Consider the following 9,888-nt stretch of genomic DNA (forward strand, 5'->3'; position numbering starts at 1 on the left):
AATTGAATTTTTGAGAGGAAAAATCATGTTTTCAGACAGAGCAAGAATTTTTATAAAATCAGGAAAAGGCGGAGATGGACATGTAAGTTTCCGTAGAGAGATGTATGTTCCAAACGGCGGGCCTGATGGAGGAGACGGCGGGAAAGGCGGAGATGTTATCTTCGAAGTGGATAAAGGTCTCAATACCCTCGTCGATTTCCGGCACAGCAAAAAATTCTGTGCCCAGCCTGGGGAGCCGGGAGGAAAAAGAAGGTGTCACGGCGCCAATGGAAAAGATATTGTCCTGCGTGTCCCGGAAGGGACGATCATCCGGGAAGCGGAGAGCGGAAAAGTGATCGCCGATATGTCCGGAGAAAACACTCGTCAGGTCATCTTAAAAGGCGGAAAGGGCGGACTGGGAAATCAGCACTTTGCCACATCTACCATGCAGGTTCCAAAATATGCCCAGCCGGGGCAGCCATCCCAGGAACTTTGGGTAAATCTGGAACTCAAGGTCATCGCGGACGTTGGGCTGATCGGATTTCCAAACGTAGGGAAGTCCACCTTCCTTTCCAGAGTAACCAATGCTAATCCAAAGATTGCAAATTACCATTTTACAACCCTCGCACCGAACCTTGGTGTTGTGGATCTGGGAGACGGAGAGGGATTCGTACTTGCCGATATCCCAGGTCTGATCGAGGGCGCTTCTCAGGGAGCTGGTCTCGGTCACGAGTTTCTTCGCCATATCGAGCGTACTAAGATGATGATCCATGTCGTGGATGCAGCCGGAAGCGAAGGACGAGATCCGATTGAAGACATTTATAAGATCAATGAAGAGCTGGAACAATACAATGCAGGGATTGCCGCACGTCCGCAGGTTATTGCTGCCAATAAAGTAGATCTTGTTTACAGCGGCGACGAAGATCCTGTAGAACGGATCCGTGCAGAGTTTGAGCCAAAAGGATATCGTGTATTTGCCATCTCCGGCGTGACCGGCGAAGGTATTCGTGATCTCCTCTGGTACGTCAACAACGAATTAAAACACCTGGATGCAAAACCGATCACTTTCGAGCAGGAGTTCTTTCCGGAAGACGAACTTCTTGTGGCTGATCTGCCATATACAGTGGAAAAAGACGAGGAAGGTGTTTTCGTAGTAGAAGGTCCGAAGATCGAAAAAATGCTTGGCTATACGAATCTGGATTCCGAAAAAGGATTCGCATTCTTCCAGAAATTCCTGAAAGATACTGGTATCCTGGACAAGCTGGAAGCTCTCGGAGTAGAAGAGGGCGATACGATTCGCATGTACGGACTTAGTTTTGAATATTACAAATAGGAAAGGAATAGATTCAATGACATCCAAACAACGAGCATACTTAAAGGGACTGGCCATGACGATAGATCCTATCCTTCAGATTGGGAAATCAAGCATGACTCCTGAATTTACGAAGGCCGTGGCCGAAGCACTCGAAGCGAGAGAACTGATCAAAATTCACGTGCTGCAGAACTGCGCTGACGATCCGCGCGAAATGGCAGACAGCCTTGCAGAACGTACGCATTCCCAGGTTGTGCAGGTTATCGGGAAAAAGATTGTCCTGTACAAAGAGGGAAAAAAAGAAAAGAAAAAGATCGAACTTCCGAGGTAACAGCATGAAGACCGGTATCATGGGAGGTACATTCAATCCGATCCATAATGGACATCTGATGCTTGCTGGACACGTAATGGAGGAATTTGGTCTGGATGAAATCTGGTTCATGCCAAACGGCAATCCTCCTCACAAACGGCAGGAATCCATCGGAACCAGCACATCGGACCGTCTTGAAATGGTTCGGATCGCCATAGGGGACTGCCCGAAGTTCAGCATCCAGCCATACGAGGCCGAAAAGAAGACGGTATCATACTCATACCAGACAATGGAAGAATTTCGTAAAAGTTATCCGGACCGGGATTTTTACTTTATCATCGGAGCGGATTCCCTGTTTCAGATGGAAACATGGGGACACCCGGATCGCCTCCTCTCTTGCTGTACTGTCATTGCCGCAAAGAGAGACAGTAAGGAGACGGATCAGGATATGAAAAAACAGATTTCTTATCTGGAGGGAAAATATCATGCACAGATCCTTCTGTCACAATCTCCGGTTTTTGAAGTTTCTTCCAGTGAAATCCGGGAAATGATCCAAAGGAACCATCCTATAGAAGGACTTGTTCCAGAGGGTGTTGCTGATTATATTAGAGAAAATCATATATATGGAGATGGGAACGATGAATCAGAGAATCAGCAAAATGCGTAAAAAATTAAAGAAATATCTGGATCAGGACAGATATGAGCACACACTCGGAGTAATGTACACAGCAGCTTCGCTTGCGATGCGGTATGGTTATAATATGGATGAAGCCATGATCGCCGGCTTACTGCATGACTGTGCAAAATGTATTCCTTCTCAGAAGAAGATCAAGTTATGTGCCAAATATCACTTGAGTATTTCAGAGAGCGAATATCAAAATCCAAGCCTTCTCCATGCAAAGTTGGGGGCCTTTCTTGCCGCCAAAAAATATCATGTGGAAAATCAGCGTATTCTGAACGCCATCGCTTGTCACACGACGGGAAAACCAAATATGACACTGTTGGACAAGATTATTTATATTGCTGATTTCATTGAGCCAGGCAGAAATGAAGCTCCAAATCTTTCCAAGGTAAGAGAGCTGGCATTCCAGGATCTAGACAAGTGTCTCTTCCGCATTCTGGAAGACTCACTCGCTTATCTCCACACACGCGATCTCTCAATTGATCCGCTGACGGAAAAAACCTATTTATATTATAAAGAACAAATGCACTTATAAGAATTATGGAAAGGAGCAATTGTATGAGCAATGCTTTAGACAATTCAAAGAAAATGGCGTCACTTGCCTACAAGGCACTGGATGACAAAAAGGGCGAAGATATCCGTGTCATCGATATCTCGGAAGTAAGCGTTCTTGCAGACTACTTTATCATTGCAAACGGAAACAGTGACAGCCAGGTTCGGGCTCTTGTTGACAATGTAGAAGAAGAGCTTGCCAAAGCAGGATACGAAGTAAAGCAGCGGGAAGGATATGGTCTCGGAAGCTGGGTTCTCCTGGATTTCGGCGATATCATTGTCCACGTTTTTGATAAAGAAAACCGGCTTTTCTACGATCTGGAACGAATCTGGAAAGACGGAAAAACAGTTATGCTGGATGATTTAAAATAAAGAGATATATTTAAGAGAAGGGTACGAAAAAACGAAACATCATTTTTTCATACCCTTCTGTTTTTATTTTCTGATTAAACATGAAAGCGCATCAGGCCGATCACTTTTCCAAGAACTGTCACATCATCAACGATAATCGGATCCATGGTGTCATTCTCCGGCTGAAGACGATAGTGTCCATCCTCCTTATAGAATCTCTTTACAGTGGCTCCGTCATCTACCATAGCCACGACAATCTCCCCATTGTCCGCTGTACTTTTCTGCTCCACAAGAATATAGTCCTTGTCATAAATCCCAGCATTTATCATGCTGTCTCCCTTAACACGAAGGAAAAAAGTCTGGGCATTCGGCAGCTTTTCCACCGGAACCGGAAAATAGTCTTCGATATTCTGTTCTGCCAACAGCGGTTCTCCGGCAGCGACGCGGCCGATGATCGGAATATTCGCCATCTCCCGCCTAGTCAGATTAAAATTATCGTCCAGAATTTCGATGGCACGTGGTTTCGTCGGATCCCGTCTGATATACCCATTCTTCTCCAGTGTTTCAAGATGTGAATGGACAGAAGAAGTAGACTTTAAATTGACAGCCTCGCAGATTTCCCGAACCGCCGGAGGAAAGCCCCGCGTTAGAATCTGTCCTTTGATATATTCCAAAATCTCAGACTGCTTCTTTGTGATATTGCCGTTACCCATATGTAAATCCCCCTGAATTTCGTATCTTTTGTTTATTCTACCATATACTGTCTGCAAAAGCAAACAGATATTCGGAAAATATGTTCGAATCGTCAAAATTTAAAATATGCAAATGGAAAAATTTGCAAGAATATTCGTTTGAGTGTTATACTAGATATAGTACAAGATTCAGTGTAAAACAGGAGGAAACAAAAATGCGAAAAAACTTTGGAGTAAAACCGTACACTTATCCACAACCAGTATTTATCATTGCTACATACGGTACGGACGGTACACCGGATGCAATGAATGCCGCATGGGGCGGAATCAGCGAAGGCAATGAACTCTCTATGTGCATCAGTGCAGGCCACAAAACGACGAAAAACATTCTGGAGAGAAAAGCTTTTACAGTCAGCATGGCAGACGTGGAGCATATGACGGCCTGTGACTATGTGGGTATCGAATCGGGGAACAAAGTGGCGGACAAGTTTGAAAAAGCCGGATTCCATGCTGTCAAATCAGAATTTGTCGATGCACCGCTGATCGAAGAACTCGCAGTGGCAGTTGAATGCCGACTGAAGAGCTACGATGAAGAGACATGCCGCCTGGTAGGCGAGATCGTGAATGTCAGTGTGGATGAACGTGTCCTGGACGAACAGGGAAATGTAGACGTCACAAAAGCAGCGCCGATTACATTCGATCCATTTAACAATGCTTATATCCGGCTTGGCGAAAAAGTTGGCAACGCATTTCAGGACGGCAAGGCATTAAAATAAAAGAGAATAAATTTGATAAAGCGGAGCTATTGCAAAAGCAGATGATAAATCTGCCGGAGCAATGGCTCTTTTTACATGAAAAACAGATTCTAAAAAACTATATTGACAAACATACGTTCGTGTATTATACTTTAATTACAAAAAAGAACAAATGTTCGTAAACATTTGTTTGCGCATAGAAGTGAACATTTATGGATAAGATAGGACAAAAGAGAAATCGAAGTCCGTACAGATATGATACGGAAAAGGAGTGGGAGTTATGAAGAACAGCAGTAGAAATCAAATATCCATGACAAGGGCCGAGAGAGGGAATAAGAAAAAGATATCAAAGAAAAGACAAGCAGCTTTTCGGTTTCGTCTCCTCATCGGAGCCGTAATCTTGTTTGCATCCATATCGGTTCTGTCGGCAGGGACGCTATTGTCCAATGCAAAAGGTAACCGGGCGGAGGATCCTGTCTATTTTGAATATTATAAAAATATTGAGGTCAAAGATGGAGACACCCTCCACGGACTTGCAAAAGAATATAATACCAGCATTGAACAATCCGATGATGCATATGTAAAAAAACTGAAAAAATTGAATCACATGAAGTCAAGTGGTCTGATACCAGGCCAGTCACTGATCATCATGTACTATGATACGGAATATAAGTAATCTGTAATAAGTTATCTGTATAGTTAAGCTCTCCCATTGGGCCGTCTCGCAGCACATACCCGCTGTGGGCGGCTCTTTTTTTCTTTCACGACGAGTTCGATGCAAAATTTTATCTTAAGAAATTCTTTCGAAACTTTGCCAAACGACCTTTAGAATTTGAATTTACAATACAGGCTCCTTTTCTTTTTTATACCTAATGTGCATCGGGATTGTCTGTGCGGGTGCTTCCTTCGTCCTTTTTGTTCTTGGCAGGAAAGAGGATGGTTGGAAAATGGGAAAAGGTTATCCGTTTATCTTTCAAGCTCCTCTTGAGACTGCGTGCCTCATATGCCTGATCATTTTTTCTGTAAACCGGTATCTTGCCGGTATGGTTTACGCGACAACACAGCACAAATTCCTCCAGATTCTGCCCAAGGAAGCCTCCTCTTACTGCGATCATCACGTACATCGATCTTGTCAGAACAGAACAAGACGAAGCAAAGCGCAAAGAGTACATCGACGTACTGGAGCGCAAATCGCTCCGTCTGAAAGTCCTGATAGAGGATCTCTTTGAGATCAGCAAAGCCACAAGCCGCTCCGCAACACTCCAATATATGAAAATAGATATTGTGGATCTGTTAAAACAAGTCTGCTTGGAATATGAGAGTGACCTTCAAAAAGCAGAGCTTGAGATGCGTTTTCGTCTTCCGGATACGAAGATCATCGTATGGCTGGATAGTCAGAAAACATACCGGATTTTTGAAAATCTCATTGTGAACATATCCAAATATTCCATGCCGCACACCCGGGTATACATCAGCATGACAGAATCGGAAGACAATGTCAGAATCGTCATGAAAAATATATCCCAGGAGGAAATCACTTTCGACACAGAAGAAATCACGGATCGTTTTGTGAGAGGAGACGCCTCCAGGAATACGGAAGGCTCTGGCCTCGGCCTTGCCATAGCCAAAAGTTTTGTGGAGCTTCAGCATGGAAGTCTTCGAATTTCTGCAGAAGCAGATTTGTTTAAGGCAGAAATCACACTTCCGAAAACGGATCCTTCTTCTTTGCTGGAAAAGAAAGCATGATGTGTGTTCCATAACCCGGCTCACTGATGATTTCAAAGCTATTTTCTCCTGGATAGAGTAAAGCAAGGCGTTCTCGCACATTGGAAATACCGATGCGGCTTCCGCTTCCTGCCGCAGAATGTACCCTTAACAATGTATCTACCTGTGATTTTGGCATTCCATCTCCTGTATCAGTAATATCGCAGAATAGCTTTCCTTCATTCTGATAGATAAAAATATGGATACTTCCGCTTTTCGTGCGTTGAAATGCATGAAAAAAAGCATTTTCCACAAATGGCTGAAGGATAAGGTTTGGGATCTCAACATTCAGACAGTCTTCCATGGCTTCCGCGTCAGCCTGGATCAGCCCTCCATATCGTGGGGAGATGATGGAGATATAATTTCGGATATTCATTAGCTCATCAGAAACTGTGACTTTAGCATTCATTTTATTTAGCGTACTTCGAAAAAGGAAAATAAGTGAATCGATTGTCTGGCACGCTTCCGAAGAATGCCGCATCTCTACCATATGTTTGACGCTATCCAACGTGTTGTAGAGAAAGTGCGGGTTTATCTGCATTTGTAGAAGGTTCAGTTCATCTTGCCTCCGCTTTTCGTGCGCTTTCTCTATTTCTTTCATATAATCATTAAGAGAGTTAATCATACGGTTATACGCATCTGCAATGCGTTGGATTTCAAGCACATCCTTTGATTGAGATATGGAAACCGGCTCGGGTATACCTTTGGCACCCTCCATATGATCTGCAAGTGTCCGCAAAGGCAGCAGATTTTTCCTCATGGTCAAAAAGGAAACCAGTAGCAGAACAAGCAGTGCCGAGCAGATGACTAAAATGGAATGAAATCTTGGCCAAAATTCTTTCAGAAGAATACTGGATGTAATCTGGCTTATAACGTAAGCGTCAAAGTTGACCATATAGCGGGAAAGAACGATGGAATTTCTGAAATTATGGGAAACTTCCCGCTGTTTCTCTTTGTTTTCTTTAGCCGTTTTCAGGAGCTCAAAGTTGTTTGCACCGATATCTTCTACGATATTACTTGATAAAATTTCGCCTTCTGAAGACATCAGAAGAATGTTTGTACTTTTGTTACTGAAACTCTGATAAAATTGTCTCAGACTTTCTTCCTGTATAAGTAATATAAGGGCACCAAAGGTCTCTCCCCTTGTATTGGTCAATGCTTTGCATCCATATATTACCGGAGTATTCTGAGTGGTAAATGTAAATCCACGTCGTCTGCCTCCATATTCCATGTAGCCTGATTGAATGGCATTCCGAAAAACTGGAAGTGAAAACAGATCATCTGGACTTAATGACACACCTCCATTTCCAGATCCGACAGCAATGCCGTTTTTTCCGGCTACTACTACTTCATAATCCACCATAGCAGCTGGCATATTATAGAAAATCTGGCTGAGATTCTGCCTGGCTTTCCATTCTTCTGTAATATTGTCTAAATCTGACATGAGAGCACGGACCAAAGAAGGTGTACTTTCTATGTCAAGGGCAATTCTGGCCATATGGTCATGAACAAGGGTAAGACTTGTGTCTGTCTGATTTAAAATTTCCAAGTTGGAAGATACCGCTGCGTTCTCTGTCTGATTTGTATAGATGCGGGATACTGTAATGGACGCAGACAAAAGCAGAAGAATTGTGATAGCACAGATCGGCATCATCAGTTTTACAAAAATTGTATGTGGTCGTTTCATCTCTCTTTTACAAATCCTTTCTCTGCATCTTATTGCGGTACTGCAGCGGTGTCATTCCGACCTGCTTTTTAAACACTCTCCCAAAATAACTCTGATCGGCATAGCCAATGCATTCACTAATGTGGCTGATACTGAACGCTGTATCAGCAAGCAATTTTTTGGAATGACGAATCCGGGTATCATTCAAATGCTCGCTGAAATGTTTTCCGGTTCTATTGCTGATATATGCGGACAGATAAGAATAGTTCATATGCAGATAATCCGCCACATCATATAGCGTAATCTGTTCCATATAGTGATCTTCGAGATAATTCTGTAATGATTCCGAAACATCATCAGCTACGTTTTTCTCCCCGCATACAACAGAAAGTTCCCCGTATGCGGATGTCACTGCCTCGCAGAATTGCGAGTAAGTCAAGATACAGTCCAATTGTTTAAAAAGTTTCAGCTCGATCCTGGAAATGGCTATGGAATCTTTTGCAAACTGTCTCGCATTTTTCAGAGAACTGTAAAATGTGTATTCCACAAATTTTTTAAATCGGAATGGATCCATTTTCGTGCTATTTTTCAATTTATCCATGTATTCCAAAAGAAGATCGCATGCTTCTTTCCATTTTCCGTGTTCCGCATAGTACACATATTGTTCATTCGGAAAAGACGGAAGCTCTCCTTCTTTTTCGCTCAGCTCCTCTTCGTAGAAACAAAGTTGATTTTCATACAAAATAGAGTATCCGCAAAGATCTAAAAGCTTTTCAGCTTTTTCCTTAAAAAGTACGAGATCTGAAAACGGAATACTTACAACACAACTTGTGTGCCTTGTTCGGGAAACAAGCATCTCCATCAGAATATCATTCTGTCTCTTTGTTACCACTTCGGAACAGGAAAACAAAACGATCGCGTGGTTTTGTGTCGTAAAACAGGACAGCGCCGGTGGACAATTCCTGTTTTCCTGCAAAAACATCTGCAGATCTTCTTCATTTTGAAAATCCGGTTGAGGAGAAAAAAATAATATCATCTGGTAATTTCTTTTTGGAAGTGACTGTCTTACATAAGACTGAAATGCATCAAAGTTATCTTGGCCATAGCCGTCCAATATTGTTCTCGCCAGAATACCAAATGTTTTCTCAGACTGTAGACAGATCGATCTTTTCTTCTCCGGAATAAGTCTGTCAAGACATTCTAGGATCATCTCCTTAGTCACGCGGTTTTTCAAAAGATAATCGGACGCTCCATACTGAAACGCTTCTCGGACTTTGTCAAATTCATCAAAATTACTCAACATAACAACGGGAGGTCCATTATATTTCCGAATCATCTTCACAAACTCAATTCCGTCGACTCCTGGCATGACAACATCACACAAAATGATATCCGGATGAAGTTTCAAAAAGATTTTTAATCCTTCTGCTCCGTTGCATGCCTCTCCTACAATCGAATAACCACACGCCTCCCAATCCATCATATATTTCAGTCCCTGACGAAAAATAAATTCATCATCTATGATCATAATTCGTTTCATGAAACTTATTTCCTCCTTCGCATCCCTAGCCCTTCGTAGCACAAATCTGATTATATCATATCTGAAAATCAGGTGCATAAAATAGGTGCGAAAAATGCATCCTCGGAAATAACTTACAAAATAATTGCGAAAAAGTGTAAAAAATATCAGAAAACAAAACATCTTCTTCCGAAAGCTAAAAAAATGACGAAAACAACACAAAAACCTTCTATAATTCTATATAAAAACACGATATTATTTTATTAAAGACATGGCCATGAAAAATAATATCGAGATTTATATTAA

Annotated in this window: 10 protein-coding genes and 1 pseudogene; 8 read left to right on the forward strand and 3 right to left on the reverse strand. The window is 42.3% G+C overall.

Annotated elements, in window-relative coordinates; genetic code table 11:
• Nucleotides 1-25: 25 nt before the first annotated feature.
• The 5 genes from obgE to rsfS are packed head-to-tail and all read left to right on the forward strand — an operon-like array spanning nucleotide 26 to nucleotide 3,207.
• On the forward strand, nucleotides 26-1,312 hold the full coding sequence (gene obgE, locus FLB61_RS08330; RefSeq protein ID WP_087200558.1) for a GTPase ObgE: 1,287 nt from the start codon (nucleotides 26-28) through the stop codon (nucleotides 1,310-1,312).
• A 16-nt stretch (nucleotides 1,313-1,328) separates the two neighbouring features.
• On the forward strand, nucleotides 1,329-1,622 hold the full coding sequence (gene yhbY / locus FLB61_RS08335) for a ribosome assembly RNA-binding protein YhbY (RefSeq protein ID WP_087200556.1): 294 nt from the start codon (nucleotides 1,329-1,331) through the stop codon (nucleotides 1,620-1,622).
• Between the two features lie 4 nt (nucleotides 1,623-1,626).
• Nucleotides 1,627-2,268, forward strand: a complete 642-nt coding sequence (nadD, locus tag FLB61_RS08340; RefSeq protein ID WP_221919864.1) for a nicotinate-nucleotide adenylyltransferase — start codon at nucleotides 1,627-1,629, stop codon at nucleotides 2,266-2,268.
• Nucleotides 2,240-2,818, forward strand: coding sequence for a bis(5'-nucleosyl)-tetraphosphatase (symmetrical) YqeK (gene yqeK / locus FLB61_RS08345; protein ID WP_087200551.1), 579 nt, complete (start codon nucleotides 2,240-2,242; stop codon nucleotides 2,816-2,818). Before nadD ends, yqeK begins: the two co-directional genes overlap by 29 nt.
• Before the next feature lie 23 nt (nucleotides 2,819-2,841).
• Entirely contained in the window at nucleotides 2,842-3,207 is a 366-nt protein-coding gene (rsfS, locus tag FLB61_RS08350) for a ribosome silencing factor (RefSeq protein WP_087210801.1), read from the forward strand.
• 74 nt (nucleotides 3,208-3,281) lie between these two features.
• Here rsfS and lexA read toward each other — a convergent pair whose 3' ends face one another.
• Nucleotides 3,282-3,899 (reverse strand): transcriptional repressor LexA, encoded by a 618-nt coding sequence (lexA, locus tag FLB61_RS08355; protein ID WP_087200547.1) that lies wholly within the window; start codon nucleotides 3,897-3,899, stop codon nucleotides 3,282-3,284.
• Between the two features lie 194 nt (nucleotides 3,900-4,093).
• Between lexA and FLB61_RS08360 the strand changes: the two genes are divergently transcribed.
• From FLB61_RS08360 to FLB61_RS08370, 3 genes and pseudogenes are all read left to right on the forward strand, one after another.
• The gene (locus FLB61_RS08360) at nucleotides 4,094-4,654 is read left to right on the forward strand and encodes a flavin reductase family protein (RefSeq protein ID WP_221919865.1); all 561 of its coding nucleotides are present in this window, start codon (nucleotides 4,094-4,096) and stop codon (nucleotides 4,652-4,654) included.
• A gap of 259 nt (nucleotides 4,655-4,913) precedes the next feature.
• A complete protein-coding gene (locus FLB61_RS08365; protein WP_087200537.1) occupies nucleotides 4,914-5,309 on the forward strand; it encodes a LysM peptidoglycan-binding domain-containing protein in 396 nt (131 codons plus the stop codon).
• A 416-nt stretch (nucleotides 5,310-5,725) separates the two neighbouring features.
• A pseudogene (locus FLB61_RS08370) lies at nucleotides 5,726-6,379 on the forward strand (sensor histidine kinase); the annotation flags it as partial.
• Here the strand turns inward: FLB61_RS08370 and FLB61_RS08375 are convergent.
• Nucleotides 6,330-8,084, reverse strand: coding sequence for a sensor histidine kinase (locus FLB61_RS08375; protein WP_087210816.1), 1,755 nt, complete (start codon nucleotides 8,082-8,084; stop codon nucleotides 6,330-6,332). The pseudogene FLB61_RS08370 and the gene FLB61_RS08375 overlap by 50 nt on opposite strands.
• Nucleotides 8,085-8,091: 7 nt before the next feature.
• Nucleotides 8,092-9,603: a response regulator transcription factor gene (locus FLB61_RS08380; RefSeq protein ID WP_221919866.1), complete on the reverse strand. Its 1,512-nt coding sequence runs from the start codon at nucleotides 9,601-9,603 to the stop codon at nucleotides 8,092-8,094.
• Nucleotides 9,604-9,888: the final 285 nt, after the last annotated feature.

Origin of the sequence: Sellimonas caecigallum (genome assembly GCF_019754295.1) — a bacterium.
In the GTDB taxonomy this organism is placed as follows: Bacteria; Bacillota; Clostridia; order Lachnospirales; family Lachnospiraceae; genus Sellimonas; species Sellimonas caecigallum.

Bases quoted from the DNA above. Each gene is read 5' to 3' on its own strand.
- obgE (WP_087200558.1), top strand. From the start codon at position 26: ATGTTTTCAGACAGAGCAAGAATTTTTATAAAATCAGGAAAAGGCGGA.
- yhbY (WP_087200556.1), top strand. From the start codon at position 1,329: ATGACATCCAAACAACGAGCATACTTAAAGGGACTGGCCATGACGATA.
- nadD (WP_221919864.1), top strand. From the start codon at position 1,627: ATGAAGACCGGTATCATGGGAGGTACATTCAATCCGATCCATAATGGA.
- yqeK (WP_087200551.1), top strand. From the start codon at position 2,240: ATGAATCAGAGAATCAGCAAAATGCGTAAAAAATTAAAGAAATATCTG.
- rsfS (WP_087210801.1), top strand. From the start codon at position 2,842: ATGAGCAATGCTTTAGACAATTCAAAGAAAATGGCGTCACTTGCCTAC.
- lexA (WP_087200547.1), bottom strand. From the start codon at position 3,899: ATGGGTAACGGCAATATCACAAAGAAGCAGTCTGAGATTTTGGAATAT.
- FLB61_RS08360 (WP_221919865.1), top strand. From the start codon at position 4,094: ATGCGAAAAAACTTTGGAGTAAAACCGTACACTTATCCACAACCAGTA.
- FLB61_RS08365 (WP_087200537.1), top strand. From the start codon at position 4,914: ATGAAGAACAGCAGTAGAAATCAAATATCCATGACAAGGGCCGAGAGA.
- FLB61_RS08375 (WP_087210816.1), bottom strand. From the start codon at position 8,084: ATGAAACGACCACATACAATTTTTGTAAAACTGATGATGCCGATCTGT.
- FLB61_RS08380 (WP_221919866.1), bottom strand. From the start codon at position 9,603: ATGAAACGAATTATGATCATAGATGATGAATTTATTTTTCGTCAGGGA.